Genomic DNA, 21,468 nt, shown 5'->3' on the forward strand with positions numbered 1-21,468 from the left:
TATTTTAGAAATATTTAGATTTTTTATTGCAATAACGCGCTATTAAACGATAATGAACATTCATTCATTTTTAATTGTAGAACTATGGATAAACGTACTCAAATTCTAAATGCAGCAGAAAGTATTCTTGCACAACATGGTTTTTATGCCTTCTCGATGCATCATTTAGCAGAAACTGCGGGCGTTGCAGCAGGCACTATCTATCGTTATTTTGAAAATAAAGAGGCATTAATGGATGCCCTTCAAGTGTTTATTCGCAAAGAAGCCGCTAATGATGTTTTTACTGGTTGGCAAGATAGCTTCACTGCGAAACAAAAGTACGATTTGATGTGGAATAATGTCTTTGATGCGGTACTAGCAAACCCGAAACGTCTGATTGTCATCGAAATGCTACATTGCGTCCCTAATATCAACCAAGCACAAATAACGTTATTGGACGATATTGCCTTTAAGCGTCTTATTGATTTTTACCAACAAGGCATCACAACAGCACGATTTTTAGATTGGCAGCTCTTAGCCTTAATGGCAGTCAGCTTTGATACTTCAATTAACCTAGCAAAAAGAATAATACGCAATGAGCTTACTTTTGATCAACAACAGTTAGATCAAGTGAGAGAAGCTTCATGGGCGATTATTCAAAACCCAAATTTTAACCAACAGGACTAAGATAATGAAAAAATGGATAGCCTCAGCCATCATTTTGGCGATACTCGTATTTGGCAGTGTTATCGGCTTTAACATGTTTAAAGCGCAGAAAATTAAAGAGTTTCTTGCTTCTCGCCCTATTCCTGAATTCCCAGTGACATCCACAACGGTTAAATTGGAAGATTGGACTCCTCATTTACGTGCTATTGGGTTTATTGAGCCTATTCAAGGCGTAACTGTTGCCAATGAAGTGGCCGGTAAAGTGACTAAAATCAACTTCACATCAGGTCAAAACCTACAAAAAGACGATCCTATCATCTATCTAAATAGCGAAGTAGAACAAGCTAACTTAAAAGCTGCAAAAGGTCGTATGCCAGCTGTTGAACGTAACTACAAACGAATGAAATCATTATCTACAAGAGGTTCTGTTTCACAGGGGCAAGTAGATGATGCAGAAGCGGAATTTCTTGCTTTACAAGGTGAAATAGAAAGTTACCAAGCAACCATCAGCCTTCGTACCGTTCGAGCTCCCTTCTCAGGCATTGCTGGATTACGTAATGTGTTTTTAGGTCAATATCTTGCAAGTGGTACAGATATTGTTCGTTTAGAAAATATTAGTCGCATGCAAATGCGTTTTACCATTGCTCAAAATGACCTCAATAAAGTGCATATTGGTCAAGCAATGAATGTATTTGTTGATGCACGACCTGATACTTCTTTTACCGGTGTTATCTCTGCTATTGAACCTGCCGTTAACTATCAAAGTGGTGTTATTCAAATACAAGCATCAATCCCAAATGATGAAAAAATACTGCGTTCAGGTATGTTCGCTAAAGCGAATATCATTTTACCCACTGTTGAAAAACAAATAATCATTCCTTCAACTGCCATTAATTACACACTTTATGGTGAAACTGTTTACGTGATAACAGAACAAACAACAGACGATGGAAAAACGTTCTTACAAGCGAAACAACAAATCGTGACACTAGGTAAAAGTAAAGAAGACAAAGTACATGTTTTAACGGGATTAAAAGAAAACGATGTGATTGCAACTAGCGGTCAAGTTCGTTTAAGTAATGGCTCACGAGTTAAACTCGTTGAATCACAAGCCCTTAATACTCCTTCTGTTCTTCCAGCATTGTAGGTGATGGTATGAAATTTACAGATATTTTTATAAAGCGTCCCGTTTTAGCCATCTCTCTGAGTTTGCTTCTTGTCTTATTAGGCATTCAAGCACTGGCTAAAATGCAGGTACGCGAATACCCAAATATGACCAATACTGTGGTTAAAGTAACCACCAGCTACTATGGTGCAAATGCAGACTTAATACAGGGCTTTATTACTCAACCTATTGAACAAGCTATTGCACAGGCCGATAATATCGATTTTATCAGCTCACAAAGTTTTATGGGTAGCTCAACTATTACTGTGAATATGAAACTTAATACAGAACCTAGTGGCGCTGTTGCAGATATTCTAGCAAAAGTAAACAGTGTAAGTTCACAGCTACCTAGTGAAGCAGAAGATCCTACTATTGATGTCAGTACAGGCTCTACCACTTCAGTTATCTACATTGCTTTCTCAAGCGACAATTTAAACTCTAGTCAAATCACCGATTACCTAGAACGCGTTGTTAAGCCGCAATTATTTAGTATTAATGGTGTTGCTAAGGTTAACTTATATGGTGGTACTAAGTTTGCTTTACGAATTTGGTTAGACCCTGAACGAATGGCCGGTTTTGGATTAAGTACCGCTGAAGTTGTGACTATATTACAGGCTAATAATATTCAGTCGGCCTCTGGTCAGGCGATGGGTTATTTCACTCTATTTAACGGTAGCGCTGAAACTCAAGTTAAAAATGCAGCCGAACTAGAAAACCTGATCATTGCAACACGTGAAAACGGAAAGACCATTCATTTGCAAGATATAGCGCGTGTATCACTTGAAAAAAGCCACGATACTTACCGTGCAATGGCTAATGGTGATGATGCGGTAGTCGTTGCCATTGACGCAGCACCCACGGCAAACCCACTTGATATAACAGCAGATGTAAGGCTCATGCTACCGGCTTTAGATGCCAGCAATCCAAGCTCAATTAAAATGAAAGTATTGTATGACTCTACCATTGCCATCGAAGAGTCAATTAATGAAGTAATAAAAACTATCGCTGAAGCAGGCTTAATTGTATTGATCGTAATGATCTTATTCTTAGGTTCTTGGCGTGCCGTTATCATTCCAATCATTACCATTCCACTATCGCTAATTGGTGTGGCTGTTGTAATGCAAATATTTGGTTTTACCATCAATCTCATGACGTTGTTAGCGATGGTATTAGCCATTGGTTTGGTGGTCGATGATGCGATTGTTGTGGTAGAAAATATTGACCGTCATATCAAAGCAGGTGAAGAACCTTTCCGTGCAGCTATTATTGGTACGCGTGAAATTGCGGTTCCGGTTATTTCTATGACCATTACATTAGCCGCAGTATATGCACCTATCGCTTTAATGGGGGGGATTACAGGTTCATTATTTACAGAATTTGCTTTGACTCTGGCTGGCGCGGTATTTGTATCGGGCATCGTGGCACTCACATTATCACCTATGATGTGTAGTAAAATGTTGAAAATTAATCATAAGCCAAATCGTTTTGAGCGTACTGTGGATTCTGTCTTAACTGGGTTAACTAATAAATACAGCCGTGCATTAAACATCCTAATGTTACGTCGCCCTGCTGTGATTATTTTTGCATTACTGGTTTTTGCTTCACTGCCAATGCTATTTAAATATATTCCTTCTGAACTAGCGCCAAGTGAAGATAAAGGTGCATTGATGATGATGTCTAAAGCACCTGCGAATGCGAATTTAGACTTTATTGAAAACAGTATGCGTTTGGTCACTGATATCATTTCAGATCAGCCAGAGGTAGAGAGTAGCTTAGCCATGTCTGGTATTCCTAATGCTAACCAAGCATTTGGTATCGCTATCATGAAAACATGGAGTCAACGAGACAAGGATCCAAAACAACTTTCAGCGGCCATGACACCTGCATTCAACGCTATTCCATCAGTGGCAACAACAGCGTTTCAAATGCCTGAATTACCAGGTTCATCAGGTGGTTTACCAGTACAATTTGTAATAACAACGTCTAATCCATTCCAAAGTTTAGTGAGTATTGCCAGCGATGTATTAGCCGCAACACAAGCTAACTCTACTTTTGTTTATTCAGAGCTCGATCTTGCCTTTGACTCAGCGACGATGAATATCAGTATCGACCGCGATAAAGCAGGAGCCTACGGGATCACGATGCAAGATATCGGTATTACCCTAGGCACCTTATTAAGTGATGGTTATTTAAATCGTATCGATTTAGATGGGCGAAGCTATGAAGTGATTGCACAAGTTGAGCGTAAATATCGCTTATCACCAGATAAACTAGGTGACTTTTTTGTGCGAGCACAAAATGATGACATGGTACCGTTAAGTGAGTTGATTAGTATTGATATCACGGCAGAACCGCGCTCCTTACCGCACTTTAACCAACTTAATAGTGCAACAATCGGCGCTGTATTGGCCCCTGGTAGCACTATGGGTGAAGCGATAACCTTCTTTGAAGAATTATCGACCACTAAACTACCACAGGGTTACCGCCACGATTACCTCGGTGAAGCACGTCAGTTCGTAACAGAAGGCGGCGCTTTATATGTCACTTTCCTACTTGCTTTGTTCATCATTTTCTTAGTACTTGCAAGTCAATTTGAAAGTATTCGAGATCCATTGGTGATTCTAATGACGGTTCCGTTAGCAATTAGTGGTGCGCTAGTTGTACTTGCTTGGGGCGCCGCCACAATGAATATCTATACTCAGGTAGGTTTGATAACCTTAGTTGGCTTGATTACTAAGCATGGTATTTTAATTGCTGAAGTAGCAAAAGAAGAGCAGTTACACCATGGTTTGAATAAGATAGAAGCAGTAAAAATAGCCGCTGCAGTTCGTTTACGTCCTATTTTAATGACCACCGCCGCAATGGTAGCTGGATTGGTCCCACTTTTATTTGCAACCGGTGCAGGTGCAGTTAGCCGCTTCGGTATTGGTGTTGTAATTGTCGCCGGTTTATCGATCGGTACCTTATTTACTCTGTTTATTTTACCGGTAATTTATTCATTCATTGCCAGCGAACATGAAAAGGTTCCTGAATTTGACGAAGATAAAGCTTTAAAGGTAAATGCTACCAAAGCGTAAGCGCTAACTAGTAAATAATATAATTAACAAATAGTTACATTGATTTATTTTACAACGCCACTGATGATTATTTCTCAGTGGCATTTTTTATTATATGACTTCCATTAGCTAGGCGATTGAGTATTACCGAGAAAAAATTAATTTAAGGCAAAAATCAGGTCAAATGACAGATCGCTTTGTGAAATTTATTACACATAAGTGATGTATTTATTATTTGAATCTAAATAATATTGATCAGCTGTTTTACAAAATTATTACTATCAGCCAGCAAAACCTACCTACCTCTCTTTTGTTACTATTAAATAACATTTTTTGACCTATTTGTTGAAAAATTTACTTTTTACCCTACTGTTAAAACATACTTATTTCAGCGGGGATAAAACATGCTTTTTTTGATCAATAATATTTCAATTCGCGGTAAACTTTTTGCTCTTACTTTATTGCCCCTGATTGGCTTTATCAGCTTTGCAGGTTATTACTCTATGCAGGCTTATCAAGAAAAAGTGATGCTAGAAAAAATGTTAGTACTCACAGACTCTGCTGCAGTAAGCTCGCTCTTGGTTCATGAACTGCAAAAAGAACGTGGTGCATCGGCTGGTTACCTATCTTCAAAAGGTGAAAAATTTCAACAAACAATCAAACAGCATCGTCAAACCACTGATCAAAAAAATAGAGACTTACAAGCTTTTATAACCTCAGCATCACTTACGCCACAATTAACGACCCTCTTTAACAAAGTGAATCAGCAATTAGATAAACTACCTAGTTTACGCCAACAGATTGATAACTTGTCTATCAGCGTTAGCGATGAAGTCGCTTTTTATTCAAACCTAAATGCGCTACTGCTATCCATTATCAATAACACAGCCAATGAAAATGAAAATTCGAAACTGGCAATATCTGCTGTTACGGTTGGTAGTTTTTTACAACATAAAGAACGTGCGGGTATAGAACGGGCAGTACTCAGTAATGTTTTCTCTATCGATCATTTTACCCCTGTATTATTACAAAAATTTATTAGCTTATTAGCAGAGCAAGCCGTTTACCTAGATAAATTCAAAGCACATGCAACAACGGAACAACTCGCCATTTACCAAAACAACCTCACAGAGCAAGCTTTAAAAAATGTAAAAGACTATGAAAACCTTGCACTAGATAACTTTGAGAAAGGTGCTTTTAATACTGACCCAAAGGTTTGGTTTGATACGATCACTCAAAAAATAAACTTATTAAAAACGGTCGAAGTGGCACTACTTGAAAATTTACGTGAACATAATCAATTACTTGTAGATGATAAAGAAGCCTATTTATTTTCACTTTTGATCATTATTTTAATTTCATTTGTACTGATACTATTACTGTCTTTTTATATTACTAGCCAATTAAATAAAGGTATCCATGAAATTACTAGTAAGCTCATTAGCATTACAACGGATAACGACCTCACTCTGCGTATCGACGTAAATAGTAAAGATGAATTAGGTGAAATAGGACTAACAATAAATAAGTTGGTTAAACATCTACAAGGACTAGTCAATAAAATTCAACATACTTCTACTGCACTAAAAAGTAATTTAGCTGAAAACATTAAAAGTAATCATATTATCGAAGGTAACATAAATAGTGGCACTGAACAGGTGACACAAGTCGTTACTGCCACTACGGAGATGAGCAGCACCGTTAATGATATTGCGCGTAATGCAATACATGCATCAAGCGAAACAGAAAAAGCCAATACTCAGAGTCAAGATGGTAATCGGGAAGTGGAAGAAACGATTCAAAATATCAGTAACTTATCTATCGAATTACGCAATGCATCAACGGTGATCGACAATTTAAATGGCTCAGTGATTAACATAGGTAAATTTCTAAGTGTGATCAATGAGGTTTCAGAGAAAACTAACCTATTAGCACTCAATGCAGCAATTGAAGCCGCACGAGCCGGTGATTATGGTAGAGGCTTCTCTGTGGTTGCTGATGAAGTACGTAGTTTGGCATTCCAAACAAAAGAATCCACTAATGAAATAGAGATGATGATCACTGAGCTGCAATCAAGCTCTAAGGATGCACAAAAGGCAATGAGTAACGGCATTGAAATGGTCAATAAAAGTGTTGATGATGCTAAGCAAGCAGGACAGGATATCTTACTCATAACTCATAGCATTCAAGAAATAAGCCAAATGAACGAGCAAATAGCGACCGCGGCTGAGCAACAAAGTAGTGTAACAGAAGAGATAAACCGCAATATGTTACATATACAAGATGGTTATACTGAAATGCAATTAAGCTATGGCAACATTGATAAATGCAGTGAGATGGTTGATTCATTAGCCACTGAACTGGAGAAAACAGTGAATCAATTTAAGATTTAGCATGTACCACAGAAAAAGCAGAAAAAGCACTAAATAACAGTAATAAAGGCAAGGTAATTGATTACCTTGCCTTTATTTTTAGTGCTATTTACTCACTATAAATCAAGGATCAAGCTAGTTCGTAAAGTTAATAGCTAATCGAATGACAAAGCTAATAACTAAATACCATATTTAGCACGGTAAGCTTGGACAGATTGCAAGTGTTGTTGCATTTCAGGCAAGGTTTCAAGGTAGCTCACTACATCCGCAAGTTGCACGATTGAAATCACTTTTGCATCATAGTCGCGCTCGACTTCTTGAATAGCAGAGAGTTCAGCTTTACCTTTTTCTTGGCGGTCTAACGCAATTAATACACCAGCAAGTTGAGCATTATTTGCATTGATTATATCCATTGACTCGCGAATAGCCGTACCGGCAGTAATAACATCATCCACCAGCATAATCTTACCTGCTAGCTCTGAACCGACCAAACTGCCGCCTTCACCATGTGTTTTTGCTTCTTTACGGTTAAAGCAATAAGGCACATCTAGATCATAATCATTAGATAAGGCAACCGCAGTTGTTGTCGCGATTGGGATCCCTTTATAAGCAGGCCCAAATAATAGATCATAAGCAATGCCAGAGTCTTGTAATGCAGCGGCATAAAAACGTCCTAAACGCGCAAGATCTCGACCTGTATTAAATAAACCTGCATTAAAGAAATACGGACTAATACGCCCAGATTTTAGGGTAAATTCACCAAATTTTAGTACTTGTTTCTCAATTGCGAATTCAATAAATTCTTTTTGATAATCTTTCATTTTCTACTCCATGTTTAATGCTTGTTTTTGTTCCATCACTAATTGCTCAATACCGCCTTTAGCTAAGCTTAACATAGCTAATAGCTGTTCATGACTAAATGCGCCATCTTCAGCAGTACCTTGAATTTCTATCATGCCACCGGTTTCTGTCATCACAACATTCATATCAGTTTCTGCATTAGTATCTTCCGCATAATCTAAATCACATACGGGTAAGCCCTTATAAATACCAACAGAAATTGCTGCTATCATCTGTTTTAACGGGCTTTTTTTCAGCTTACCTTGAGCAACCATCCAATTAAGTGCGTCAGCTAAAGCAATACAAGCCCCTGTAATTGAAGCGGTACGAGTCCCCCCATCGGCCTGAATAACATCACAATCAACGGTGATCATGTTCTCACCCAAAGCTTTTAAGTTTACTGCTGCTCGTAGAGAACGTGCAATTAAACGTTGTATCTCTAATGTACGACCAGCTTGCTTTCCCTGTGCCGCTTCACGATTATTACGGTTATGTGTCGCACGTGGCAACATAGCGTATTCAGCGGTCACCCAGCCCTTACCTTTACCTTTTAAAAAGCGCGGTACAGAACTTGAAACAGTCGCATTACATAACACCTTAGTATTACCTACTTCAATTAGCACAGAGCCTTCCGCATAATTAGTATAGTGGCGCGTAATTTTGATATCACGATGTTGCTCAGGTGCTCGATTACTTGGGCGCATAGATAAAAAACCTTATGGATGAAATGAACGCAGAGTATACCCGTTCTATAACAAGGAAAAAACGTTAGCTATAAGAAAAATAAAAGGAAAAGTGATAATAGCAATGCTAATAATTGCAGAGAAGAAAGCACTGAAAAAGAGAAAGCTAGCATTGCTAGCCTCTCAATTAATACTCATTAAAACGGCGATGCGGTTGTTAGAATGCGTACAATAATGTCATATTAGTTTCAGTATCCGTGCTTTTTTTATCATCCAACGGTTTACTGTTATAACGAACAATAATTGCAAATTTCATTGCTAATGCACCAATAATGTTAGCGGTTAATGAAGTATCTGAACGACCGTTTATTTTACTTCCCCAATCAGCAACAAATTTTTGTTGGAATTTAGAAGAGTTACTAATTTTCATTTGAAAATCAACTACACCATGTGCAACAGCATTGGCTTCACTATCATGCCCTTCCTCCAATGCTGACTCACGATCAAGCTTTTGATAAATATAACCAGGCCCTAATTCTGCTTTCAAAGTCATGGTATTGTTATCGATAAAGCGATATCCGTAACCAGCCGCAGTAGTTGAAGTAAAATCATAGCCAGTAAAAGGGTCAACTTCATAATTGGTATTAGCAAATAAATAACTTACGTCATCAAGCTGATAACCACCTTGCGCACCCAATAAATAACGTTTTGCTGTTACTTCGTCTTCATCTTCTTTGTATAACCCTTCAAATAGATAATCATTTTCCCAATTTCCTAATTCTTGCTTCAATGCTAGACGACCTTTAAACGAAGCAGTATCCGTATTACCCGTAGTCAAAGTTGCACCTAATTCAGCTTCTCCAGCAAGCGTTGCATCACCTTCAACAAACTCACTTCGAGCTTGCGCGGCAAATGGTATCGTTATTGCGATCGCTGTAGTAAGTAGCAATTTTTTCATTTTTCTATCCTTCTTTGTCATTTATTTTTTTTTCATTTGAGTTAATTACTCTCGACTTAGGATCAAAAATATCAATCCGTACTGTAAAGTATCAAGTTCAACTTGTTGATATAAAGTTTAATTGTCTCTAGCCGAGGTTAAGTAATATTGAGAGGCGGACTCTAACAGTTGATCCGTGCTATTTATAAATCCAGCATGTAGATAGGTTTAGCAGAGAATTAAAGGCAATAAAGCCCGTATCAAATACGTTGTATATGGGGAATAAGATCTGTAAAAAATAAAAAAGCATCAATCATTAACGATCGATGCTTTTTATGATTTTTTATTGGTTTTTTTATTGCTTAGGGAGTTGATCTACATTAGTGATTAGCACTTGGGGTGTTAAGTCTAAAGCTTTATCTTGACTGAATTTTTTACCTTTGACCTGTACCACAACTTGTTGTGTTTGTGTCTCATCAAAGAATAAATCAGCATAATATTGTTGTACTTGTTGTAATGTCACCGACTCCAACATAGCGACATGTACGCTTTTTGTATCAATAGCGGCTTTATTGCTCATCCATTCATTTATAAGATAAGAAAATTCTCCACTTAAATTACTTGGTTTAGCTAAGTAATTAGCTATATGCGCTTTTTTAATGTCCTCAAAGTCACTTTCATCTGTTGCTGCTAACGTTGTTTTAAAGCTTTCTAAAAAGGCTTTAAAACGTCCATATAAAGCGGCACTTCCAATCGCTGGACTTTGTGTGAATAACCCGAAAGCAACACTATTATTTACTTCAAAACTGGCAGTAAAGGGTGAGTACGTCAATTGCTCTTGAGTTCTAATTTGGTCATAAAAAGCAGGTTTAAGTAGTTTATTCAGTAACTCTGCTTTTGCTAATGAAGTGGGATCTTGGTTTTTTGCTAAATACACACTAACCAAAGCATCATCCTCTAATGCAGACTCTCGTATAAAGTTTAATGCTCCTTTTTCAGGATCTGCATCAACACGTTTGATTTGATAAAAAGCATTAGGCTGAATTTTTATTTTCAGTTTCAATTTAGCAGTCAACTGTAATACATCTAATGTTGAAAAATTACCTAGTGCTAATAAACGCACACTAGATTGAGAAAAAATTTGTTTAGCTAAGGTAACTAATTGCTCGCTGGTTACAGTATCGATTTGAGATAATAGCGTCAGGTCAGACCAAGATGGTTGACGAATAATTTTTCTAAATCCATCTAAGCCCAAGTCCATTGCCTTTGTTTTAGATTTATTATTGAAACGACGTGTCAACTCTTGTTTTGCAAGGCGCAGAGATTGCTGATCAACTGACATCTGTTTAATATGATCTAATAACATCAGTAATAATTTAGTTTGTTTGTCGCTATAACCACTGGTGGTAATCAATAAACCTTCATTGCTGCTAATGGAAAAGCTTAAGCCAGCTTCTTGTGTAACAAAATTCAATTCAGAGAGTTGTTTTTGCAAAATATTTAACAATAAACTCATTTGCACTCTAGCTTGAGGACTTTGATCATTTAGGTTGTTGTTGAGCTGCAGGTTTAAAATGCCTTTAGGCTCTTTTAATTGGCTTTGCTTAAACCACACCGATAAACCTGACTCCTTGACCAGTGCTACCGCTTGGTTATTTTTTTGTTCATTAACTAAGCTTAAATTTTCAGGTAACCAATCATTACTAATTGGTAATATCATTTTTGATTGAATTGTTTTTGCTGAGGTTAACCATTGCTGCAAACGCGATTTTTTTATCTTCGCCTGCGCATAATGCCCTTGGTAGAAAGGAATGGCTTTTGTAACCACTGCATTAGGTGACACCACAAACACACGACTATTTTCAGGTGTTAAATAACCAACTAACTGCTTAATAAATTGAGGATTAAACGCATCTAAACGGAACGAATAAGAAAGTAAGTCTTGCAAAGGATAATGCTGCATATTGGCAGACAAAGACATTACGTAGTTAAAACCAGCACTCTTTGGTAAAAACTTAAAGTAATTCTCTAGGCTCTTTTTCTGCTCTGAATATTGTAATTCATTGATCCCTTGTTCTTTAATCAGGTTGATGTACGCAAATAAACTGGCTAACACGGTATCTTGATCGCTCAACCCTTTTTCAGTGAGTTTAAAGGTCATCGAAAACTGAGAATATTCATCACTGTGCGCTGCATAAAAGCCAGCACTCACTGATTCTGCTAACCCCATATTTTGTAGATAGTCCGATAAACCACCCTTATGGTCAGAACCCAATAATCGGCTAATATAGCCACCTGGTTGATACATGTATTCATCTTTCACACTCGGCACTAAAAAGTTAACTTGTAACAATTTAAGATCAGCCGTTGGTTTCATTTGCACTTCTAATGCTAATTGCTTATCTGTTAATAAAGGCGAGATCAAGACAGGTTTAGTGATATTGTTATTAGGAATTTGAGTTAAATGTTTAACCGCAATTTTCTGCATATTAACTAATGAACGCGGACTAGTCATAGCCACTTTCATTGTATTAGCGGAATAATTTTGCTTAAAAAATAGCTCTAGTTCTTGTTGTAAATTACTGCCTGGTTTATCACTAAGGGTGCTCAAATCTCCAGTACTAAAGCGTGCCATGGGATGATCAGGGTTTAATGAATAACGCTGTAACGCATACAACTTTCTCATGTCGTTATCAAAATAGGTTTTATGCTCTGCATTAACCGTATGACGTTCTTTTTCTGCATATTTTTCATCAAGCAGTGGAGCACGCATAACATCACCTAGCCTGTCTAATGCCTCTGGTAATGCACTATCATTGACCTCAAAACCATACACAGTTGCATCCTGTGCGGTATAAGCGTTGGTATAGCCTCCGTTTTGGCTCATAAATTTGCTGTATTCATTAATCACTGGATATTTTTCAGAGCCGAGAAACAGCATATGCTCTAAATAATGCGCTAAACCAAGCTGGCTCTCTGGATTATGCATACTGCCAATTGGCACAGATAAGGATGCAGCACTATTTTCCAAATCAGGGTCAGAGATCAGTAGTACTTGTAATTGATTGGCCAAACGAATCACTTGATATTGACGCGTATCATTGGGACTTTTAGTAATAGACTGTTCGAGCACCTCAAATGAATTCATATTATTCTCAGCGGCTTGCGCTTGTAAGGAAGTTAAAAAAGTACAGATCAATAAAGATGTAAATCGGATAAATATTTTGCTTAACATTAACAACCCTCTTTATAGCGACAAATCTAGCTGGAGTCCTATAGACATAACAAAGCGTATATAGTTTCAAGTAGATACAATTCGCATCCTAACTCAAGCACAAAATCATGCTTAGATTGTGTTTAAATATCGACTAAATTTGTAGCCAAAACGTGGTGGGACCATCATTAGTGGAGGTCACTTGCATATCAGCGGCAAAAATACCATTTTCAACATGACAGCCCAATTCAGAGCATTGTTGACTAAACCGTTGATATAAACGATCCGCTTCTTCAGGCTCCGCACCATTGGTGAATCCTGGTCGATTACCTTTTTTTGTTTCTGCCGCTAACGTAAACTGCGAAATAACTAATAAATCGCCACCCGCTTGTTGCACGTTAAGGTTCATTTTTCCATTAGCATCAGCAAAAATACGATAAGCTAAAACCTTTTGGGCTAAGCGCAGACAATGCTTATCGGTGTCACCTTTTTCTACCCCTAAAAGCACTAATAAACCGCTTTTAATTGCACCTACCGTTTCCCCTTCAACGGTTACCGATGCGTCAGTAACACGTTGAATCATCGCAATCATTGTTGATTCTCCGCTAATGCTTTGTCTGTTTCTTGCATCTCTTTTTCAGATACAGATAAAAATTCTTCTAGAGTAGAAGTCACTTCTGCACCAATCAATACAATTAACCAACTAAAATAGATCCAAACAAACATGATCGGAATAACCGCTAATGCACCATAAATAATTTGCTGTGATGGAAAATTAGTGATGTATAAAGTAAAAAGATCCGTTGCAAAATTAAATAATAATGCCGCGATCAGCCCACCTGTTAGTGCATAACGAAAGCTGACACGCTGATGAGGCACTAAAGTATAAACGCCCGCAAATGCTAACCAAGAAAAAACAAAAGGGATAATGCTTAATATTTTCTGCCCAAGCGATAAAAAACCACCGGTTTGAACAATAGAAAAGAGGTAAGAACTAAGGGCAATACTACCGCCAATAATAATTGGACCTAAACTTAAAATAGTCCAATAAATAGTAAAGGCCTGCACCACTGATCGTTTGTTTGTACAGCGCCAAATACGATTGATAGTTTGATCAATCGTCGAAATCAATAACAAGGCAATGACAATTAATGACGCGATCCCCATCATGCTCATTTTTTTAGTATTTTCAATAAATCCGGTCATATGCTCTTTGACTGCATTACCCGCTGTTGGCACAAAATTATTATAGATAAGATCTTCAATAATTTTATTCAACTCCGAAAACATCGGGAAGGCCGACAGCATATAAAATATAACCGCGAGAAAAGGCACAATAGATAAAAGGGTAACGTAAGCAAGATGGCCAGCAGGGACTTTAATATTATCTTCTTGGCTACGCTTCCATAAAAAAATACTGTAGCTATAAACCAATTTGAGCTTTCGTACTAATACTTGCTTTTGTAATGGCAACATAGTCTTCCTAGATGAGTTTTAAGCAATGGGAAAAAACAGCCTTAGATTCTATGGACTATATAATGCAATTAATATTACAGAGCCGATATCGCTTAACTACAAATTGTAAACAAAAAAAAGGCCTTACGATAGTAAGACCTTAATATTAGGTTTTTTGTTCGTTTAAGTAAACGAATTAACCTTTAGTTGGACGAGCAGCACGCTTACGTTCATTCTCACCCAGTAATTTCTTACGGATACGAATGCTTTTTGGTGTCACTTCTACTAATTCATCAACATCAATAAATTCAAGAGCTTGCTCAAGAGTCAAAATGATTGCTGGTGAAAGTGTTTGTGCTTCATCAGTACCAGAAGAACGAACGTTAGTAAGCTGTTTACCACGAATACAGTTAACCGTTAAATCGTTTGAACGGTTATGAATACCGATGATTTGACCTTCATATACTTCTGTTGCATGACCTAGGAATAAACGACCACGATCTTGTAAGAAGAATAAAGAGTAAGTAACCGCTTTACCAGTTTGATTACAAACCATTACACCATTTTGACGTTGACCAATTGTACCGCCTTTGTGTAGACCGTAGTGATCAAAGCTATGGTATAAAAGACCAGAACCAGATGTGATTGTCATGAACTCAGTTTGGAAACCGATTAAACCACGACTTGGGATCATAAAGTCTAAACGTACACGGCCTTTACCATCTGGGATCATGTTAGTAAGTTCCGCTTTACGGATACCTAATTGTTCCATGATTGAACCTTGATGCTGCTCTTCACAGTCAACAGTCAATGTTTCCATTGGCTCATGTAACTGACCATCAATCATTTTTTCAATAACTTCTGGACGAGATACTGCTAACTCAAAACCTTCACGACGCATGTTTTCAATTAAGATACCTAAATGTAGCTCACCACGACCAGATACTTTGAATTTATCAGGATCGGCAGTTTCTTCCACTTTTAATGCAACATTATGTACAAGCTCTTTATTCAAACGGTCAAGGATGTTACGCGATGTAACGAATTTACCTTCTTTACCACAGAATGGAGAGTTGTTTACTTGGAAAGTCATTGTTACCGTTGGTTCATCAACAGTTAATGGCGTCATCGCTTCAACATTATTTTGTGCACAGATAGTGTCAGAGATTTTAAGCTCGCCTAAACCACTAATTGCAATAATGTCGCCTGCTTCACCATATTCAATATCATGACGTTCTAGACCTAAGTAACCTAATACTTGACCTACCTTGCCTTTACGTTCTTTACCGTCAGCACCAACAATAGTTACTGCTTGGTTTACTTTAACGTGACCACGTGTAATACGACCAACACCGATAACACCCACATATGAGTTGTAATCAAGTTGTGAAATTTGCATTTGGAAATCGCCATCGCGATCTGCTTCTGGTGGAGCAACTGTATCAACGATAGTTTGGAATAAATCTTCCATGTTATCTTTTACAGTGTCCATGTCAGTACTTGCCCAACCGTTTAATGCAGATGCATAAACAACTTGGAAGTCTAATTGGTCATCAGTAGCGCCTAGGTTATCAAACAAATCAAATACTTGATCCATTACCCATTCAGGACGTGCACCAGGCTTATCGATTTTGTTAATAACAACGATTGGCTTTAAACCATGAGCAAATGCTTTTTGTGTTACGAAGCGAGTTTGTGGCATTGGACCATCAACCGCATCAACAATAAGACAAACACTGTCTACCATAGAGAGAATACGCTCAACTTCACCACCGAAATCGGCATGTCCTGGAGTATCTACGATATTGATATGGTAATCATTCCATACGATCGCTGTATTTTTTGCAAGGATAGTAATACCACGTTCTTTTTCAAGATCGTTAGAATCCATTACACGTTCTTCATTATCGCCACGTGAATCCAAAGTACCAGACTGCTCTAACAGTTTATCAACCAATGTTGTTTTACCATGGTCAACGTGAGCAATGATGGCTATATTTCTTAATTTATCTAACGACATGATGCGCCTCAAAAATAACTACTAATTAAAAATACCAATTAAATAAAAACAGAAGGTCCTGTTTTTATTTAATTGGTACAAAAAGATTTAGGCCATGAAAACACTTAAAGTGATATAGCCAAATGTGCGCACATTGTAAACATAATTTCAAAAATAGAAAGTTTTAAGTCGGTCACAGTTAGCTTAAATGCTGAAAAGTTTAAAAAATACGAACAACTGAGCGCTCAAACACAAAAGGCACCAAAAAAGAGCGGCTCAGCACCACATTGGTGCACCCGATCACATTGTACGGGCTGTGCTAGAAGAAAAAGCGAGGTATAATGGGCTTTGCCAAGTTGGCATAGTTTTAGCTACTTGTATCAGCATAAGTTTAGAAGTATAAATACTAGTTCAGAATTACGATAAATCGATTTTCATACATTTATGAATAACGATTTGTTTTTTAAACATTTCGATGTCAAATGAGGTTCTACAACATGTCTGCACAAACAATTCAAGACGTTCTAGCTCTTATTAAAGAGCAAGACGTAAAATTCGTTGATTTACGCTTTACTGATACACATGGTAAAGAGCAACACGTCTCTATTCCGCATCACCAAGTAAACGAAGACTTTTTCGAAGAAGGTAAAATGTTCGATGGTTCTTCAATCGCTGGCTGGAAAGGGATTCAAGATTCAGACATGGTATTAATGCCTGTACCTTCAACTGCTGTACTTGACCCATTTACTGACGATGCAACATTAAACTTACGTTGTGACGTACTAGAGCCAAAAACAATGTTAGGTTACGATCGTGACCCACGTTCTGTTGCTAAGCGTGCTGAAGCTTACATGCGTTCAACAGGTATCGCTGATACTATTTTATTTGGTCCAGAACCAGAATTCTTCCTATTTGACGACGTTAAATACGGTAATACAATGCAAGGCGCTTTTTTCTCGATTGATGCTAAAGAAGCAGCTTGGAATTCAGGTACTTCATATGAAGAAGGCAACACCGGTCACCGTCCAGGTGTTAAAGGTGGTTACTTCCCAGTAGCACCAGTAGATTCATCTCAAAACATCCGTTCTGCTATGTGTTTAATCATGGAAGAAATGGGTTTAGTTGTTGAAGCTCATCACCACGAAGTAGCAACAGCGGGTCAAAACGAAATCGCATGTCGTTTCAACACTATGGTTGAAAAAGCAGATGAAATCCAAATTTACAAGTACGTTGTACATAACGTTGCTCACGCATACGGCCAAACAGCTACATTTATGCCTAAACCAATTATTGGCGATAACGGTTCTGGTAACCACTGTCACCAATCTTTAGGTAAAGATGGTGTTAACTTGTTCTCTGGTGATCAATACGGCGGCCTTTCTGAAATGGCGCTTTATTACATCGGCGGTATTATCAAACATGCTAAAGCACTTAATGCATTCACTAATGCATCAACTAACTCTTACAAACGCTTAGTGCCACACTTTGAAGCGCCAGTAATGCTTGCATACTCTGCAGGTAACCGTTCTGCGTCTATTCGTATTCCAATTGTACCGACTGCACGTGCAGCGCGTATCGAAGTACGTTTCCCAGATCCAACAATGAATCCTTACTTAGGTTTCGCTGCAATGTTGATGGCTGGCCTTGACGGTATTAAAAACAAGATCCACCCTGGAGATTCTCTAGATAAAGATCTATACGACCTACCTAAAGAAGAAGCTGATGCAATCCCACAGGTTGCAGTATCTTTTGAAGAAGCACTTGCTGCACTAGATGCAGATCGTGACTTCCTTATTGAAGGTGGCGTATTCTCAAATGAAGCAATTGATGCATACATTGGATTGAAAACAGCTCAATGTGAAGCCGTTTCTCGCGCTACGCATCCAAAAGAGTTTGAATTATACTACAGCGTATAATAGAACTTTTATAAAGCATGGCATGGGTCAGTTCATGCTTTAAGTCAGAAAACCCGTCTTTGCGCGGGTTTTTTTGTCTATATTCTTTATATGAGCAACAAATAAGTTGTCCACGATATGAGGTTTTTGATGATTAAAGTTCCCATGCTCTTGTTGATCCCGTTGTTTGTCATGTCAGTATCATCATTACAGGCAGAAACAACGATTTATCATTGGGTTGATAAACATGGAAAAAGTCATTTCTCAGATACTGCAGCACCGGGTACAGAACAGATTATTGTCGAAAATAAAAATTTAATGCCGGTTAACACCAGCCAACCTAAAATAAAAAAATTATCAGAAGTTGATGACTTAAGTCTAGATAGAAAAAAAGCAATAAACTATCAAGCAGAAATTATTTCACCTCAAGATGATATGGCGATACGCAGTAACGATGGCGCATTAGATATTCACGTTAAAACAACACCTGAAAAAGAAAGTTCCCAACGTTTACAGTTATTTTTAGATGCAGAGCCCTTAGGCACACCTCAATTGTCGCCAACGATGCGAGCATTTAATGTTGACCGTGGTACGCATCAAATACAGGTTCATTTGTTGGATGAAACAGGTAAAACCTTAGCTAAAACGCAGATTGTGACGATTCACTTAAAACGCGCAGCACTTAAATAGAACTCAAAAATATGCAAAATGAACCCAGTAGCGATCTTATTTTTACCTTTCTTGAAGAAGCTAAAACCGCGTTTGTAGGATTAGATGCTTCATTAAAATTGATTTACGCCAACCCTGCGAGTGAACAATTATTGTCACAAAGCAAACAACGTTTATATGCACAAAGCCTGTATTCACTGGCTGAGCAATTCCATTTTAGCCCAGTTTCTATTGCCAACCTATTACATGAACAAGCCTCTTTTACTGAAAATGAAGTCACCTTATTCATTGATGGGCAGTCTTTATTAATTGATTTAAGTGCAAGTTACGTTAGCGTTAAATCAGATTGTTATATTATTTTGGAGATGCGTTGTATTGAGCAGCAAAAACGCATCAGTCAGGTGCATTATCAAGAGCATCAACAAAAAGCCGCGCAGGAGTTAGTCCGAGGTTTAGCCCACGAGATAAAAAACCCTTTAGGTGGTTTACGCGGAGCGGCACAACTGTTGGAAGCGGAATTACCAGATCCAGAATTAAAAGAGTTTACCCAAATAATTATTGAACAAGCTGATCGCTTAAGCGCCCTAGTAAACCGTTTATTAGGCCCACAAAAATTAGGCACAAAGGGTATCCATAATATTCATTCTGTTTTAGAAACAGTTAGAAAGTTGGTGTGTTTAGATTTACCTAAAAATATCACTATTCACATTGATTATGATCCCAGTATTCCCGATTTTGAGATGCAACCGGACCAATTACAACAAGCCTTTTTAAATATCATTCAAAATGCCGTACAAGCCTTACAAAATCAGCCCGAAGAACACCGTATTACAGTGCGTACGCGTGCCGCGAATCAAATTACGATTAATGGTTTACCACAGCGTTTAGCCACTGAAATAAAAATTATTGATACCGGCCCAGGCATACCAGAACACCTCAAAAGCACATTATTTTATCCGATGGTGACAGGCCGTAAGGATGGTACTGGTCTAGGGTTATCTATCGCACAGGAATTGATCAAACAACATCATGGACGTATTGAATTTAATAGTTGCAAGGGTAATACAGAGTTTTCTGTTTATTTACCAATTTAACTTCCATCTATGTATAAAAATAAGGAACTAAAATGGCCGCTTGGATTGTAGATGATGACCATGCCATTCGCTGGGTATTAGAACGCACATTAAAAGCTGAAAACATCGAGCATGCGAGTTTTCCTGATGCTGAGTGCCTATGGCAACAATTGCTCATTGAACAACCTGAAATAATCATTTCTGACGTACGTATGCCAGGGATTGACGGACTTGAGCTGATGCAAAAAATTCATCAACGCTACCCATTAATTCCGATCATTATTATGACTGCACATTCAGATTTAGATAGCGCAGTGAATGCTTATCAAAGTGGTGCCTTTGAATACTTACCTAAACCCTTTGATATCCATGAAGCAACTGCATTAATCAAACGCGCAATCAACCATAGTAAAGAATTAAAACAACAGAAAAAGCCTAATAATCAACCGATTTCAACCCCTGAAATTATTGGTGAAGCACCGGCCATGCAAGAGGTTTTCCGTGTCATCGGACGTTTATCTCGCTCCAGCATGAGTGTATTAATCAATGGTCAATCGGGTACAGGTAAAGAGTTAGTGGCTCAAGCCTTACATAAACACAGCCCGCGTAAAAACGAGACTTTTATTGCGCTGAATATGGCGGCCATCCCTAAAGAATTGATTGAAGCAGAGTTATTTGGCCATGAAAAAGGCGCGTTTACAGGTGCTGCAGCCAATCGACAAGGGCGATTTGAACAGGCAGACGGCGGTACGCTCTTTTTAGATGAAATTGGTGATATGCCTCTAGATGTTCAAACTCGTTTGCTACGTGTACTCGCTGATGGTCAGTTCTATCGTGTAGGTGGCCACCAAGCAATCAAAGTAGATGTTCGAATTATTGCAGCTACACATCAAAACTTAGAGAAAAAAGTGCAAAGCGGAGATTTCCGTGAAGATTTATTTCATCGTTTGAATGTAATACGCTTGCAACTTCCCGCACTAAGAGAGCGCCGCGAAGATATTCCACTACTCGCAAACCATTTTTTACATAGTATTGCCAATGAATTAACCGTTGAAAGCAAACAACTCACCAAAGCAACACTCAATTACCTGAGTGAACTACCTTGGCCTGGCAATGTGCGTCAATTAGAAAATATTTGTCGTTGGTTAACGGTAATGGCTAGTGGACAAGAGGTTCATATTAGTGATTTACCTCCTGAATTAGGCCATCAAGATATTCCTGAACAAGACGGTGAGCCAGTGATATGGCAAGAAAGCCTGAAAAAATGGACTGATACTCAATTAAGGAATGGTGAAACCAATATATTAGGGCAATTATTACCTGAGTTTGAAAAGATAATGCTACAAAGTGCACTAAAGCATACGCAAGGTAAAAAACATGAGGCAGCTAAACTACTCGGATGGGGCCGTAATACCTTAACGCGTAAATTAAAAGAGTTAAATTTAGCAGATTAACGACATAACCA

At 38.0% G+C, this 21,468-nt stretch carries 15 protein-coding genes; 8 read left to right on the forward strand and 7 right to left on the reverse strand.

The genetic code is table 11. From position 1 onward, the window contains the following. The first annotated feature begins 84 nt into the window (after positions 1 to 84). From H5084_RS01225 to H5084_RS01240, 4 genes are all read left to right on the forward strand, one after another. A complete protein-coding gene (locus H5084_RS01225) occupies positions 85 to 666 on the forward strand; it encodes a TetR/AcrR family transcriptional regulator (protein ID WP_051369180.1) in 582 nt (193 codons plus the stop codon). 4 nt (positions 667 to 670) lie between these two features. Next, entirely contained in the window at positions 671 to 1,792 is a 1,122-nt protein-coding gene (locus tag H5084_RS01230) for an efflux RND transporter periplasmic adaptor subunit (protein WP_182689281.1), read from the forward strand. A gap of 8 nt (positions 1,793 to 1,800) precedes the next feature. Then, positions 1,801 to 4,887: a multidrug efflux RND transporter permease subunit gene (locus H5084_RS01235; RefSeq protein ID WP_182689282.1), complete on the forward strand. Its 3,087-nt coding sequence runs from the start codon at positions 1,801 to 1,803 to the stop codon at positions 4,885 to 4,887. A gap of 383 nt (positions 4,888 to 5,270) precedes the next feature. Continuing rightward, positions 5,271 to 7,259, forward strand: coding sequence for a methyl-accepting chemotaxis protein (locus H5084_RS01240; RefSeq protein WP_182689283.1), 1,989 nt, complete (start codon positions 5,271 to 5,273; stop codon positions 7,257 to 7,259). 158 nt (positions 7,260 to 7,417) lie between these two features. Here H5084_RS01240 and pyrE read toward each other — a convergent pair whose 3' ends face one another. From pyrE to typA, 7 genes are all read right to left on the reverse strand, one after another. After that, on the reverse strand, positions 7,418 to 8,059 hold the full coding sequence (gene pyrE / locus H5084_RS01245) for an orotate phosphoribosyltransferase (protein ID WP_182689284.1): 642 nt from the start codon (positions 8,057 to 8,059) through the stop codon (positions 7,418 to 7,420). Positions 8,060 to 8,062: 3 nt separating this feature from the next. Then, positions 8,063 to 8,782, reverse strand: coding sequence for a ribonuclease PH (gene rph, locus H5084_RS01250; RefSeq protein WP_028869270.1), 720 nt, complete (start codon positions 8,780 to 8,782; stop codon positions 8,063 to 8,065). Between the two features lie 196 nt (positions 8,783 to 8,978). Next, positions 8,979 to 9,719, reverse strand: a complete 741-nt coding sequence (locus tag H5084_RS01255) for a DUF481 domain-containing protein (RefSeq protein WP_182689285.1) — start codon at positions 9,717 to 9,719, stop codon at positions 8,979 to 8,981. Between the two features lie 334 nt (positions 9,720 to 10,053). Further along, the gene (locus tag H5084_RS01260) at positions 10,054 to 12,933 is read right to left on the reverse strand and encodes an insulinase family protein (protein ID WP_182689286.1); all 2,880 of its coding nucleotides are present in this window, start codon (positions 12,931 to 12,933) and stop codon (positions 10,054 to 10,056) included. A gap of 133 nt (positions 12,934 to 13,066) precedes the next feature. Further along, positions 13,067 to 13,504, reverse strand: coding sequence for a D-aminoacyl-tRNA deacylase (dtd, locus tag H5084_RS01265; protein WP_028869273.1), 438 nt, complete (start codon positions 13,502 to 13,504; stop codon positions 13,067 to 13,069). Beyond that, entirely contained in the window at positions 13,501 to 14,388 is an 888-nt protein-coding gene (locus tag H5084_RS01270) for a virulence factor BrkB family protein (protein WP_028869274.1), read from the reverse strand. The genes dtd and H5084_RS01270 overlap by 4 nt, the downstream gene beginning before the upstream one ends. Before the next feature lie 175 nt (positions 14,389 to 14,563). Continuing rightward, positions 14,564 to 16,387, reverse strand: a complete 1,824-nt coding sequence (gene typA / locus H5084_RS01275; protein WP_028869275.1) for a translational GTPase TypA — start codon at positions 16,385 to 16,387, stop codon at positions 14,564 to 14,566. Between the two features lie 476 nt (positions 16,388 to 16,863). Between typA and glnA the strand changes: the two genes are divergently transcribed. From glnA to glnG, 4 genes are all read left to right on the forward strand, one after another. Next, positions 16,864 to 18,282, forward strand: coding sequence for a glutamate--ammonia ligase (gene glnA, locus H5084_RS01280; protein WP_028869276.1), 1,419 nt, complete (start codon positions 16,864 to 16,866; stop codon positions 18,280 to 18,282). A 129-nt stretch (positions 18,283 to 18,411) separates the two neighbouring features. Beyond that, the gene (locus H5084_RS01285; protein ID WP_259396654.1) at positions 18,412 to 18,951 is read left to right on the forward strand and encodes a DUF4124 domain-containing protein; all 540 of its coding nucleotides are present in this window, start codon (positions 18,412 to 18,414) and stop codon (positions 18,949 to 18,951) included. Between the two features lie 11 nt (positions 18,952 to 18,962). Further along, positions 18,963 to 20,024 (forward strand): nitrogen regulation protein NR(II), encoded by a 1,062-nt coding sequence (gene glnL, locus H5084_RS01290; RefSeq protein ID WP_051369182.1) that lies wholly within the window; start codon positions 18,963 to 18,965, stop codon positions 20,022 to 20,024. Positions 20,025 to 20,056: 32 nt separating this feature from the next. Further along, the gene (glnG, locus tag H5084_RS01295; RefSeq protein WP_182689288.1) at positions 20,057 to 21,457 is read left to right on the forward strand and encodes a nitrogen regulation protein NR(I); all 1,401 of its coding nucleotides are present in this window, start codon (positions 20,057 to 20,059) and stop codon (positions 21,455 to 21,457) included. The last annotated feature ends 11 nt before the right edge of the window (positions 21,458 to 21,468 follow it).

Origin of the sequence: Psychromonas sp. SR45-3 (assembly GCF_014163575.1) — a bacterium.
GTDB lineage: Bacteria > Pseudomonadota > Gammaproteobacteria > Enterobacterales > Psychromonadaceae > Psychromonas > Psychromonas arctica.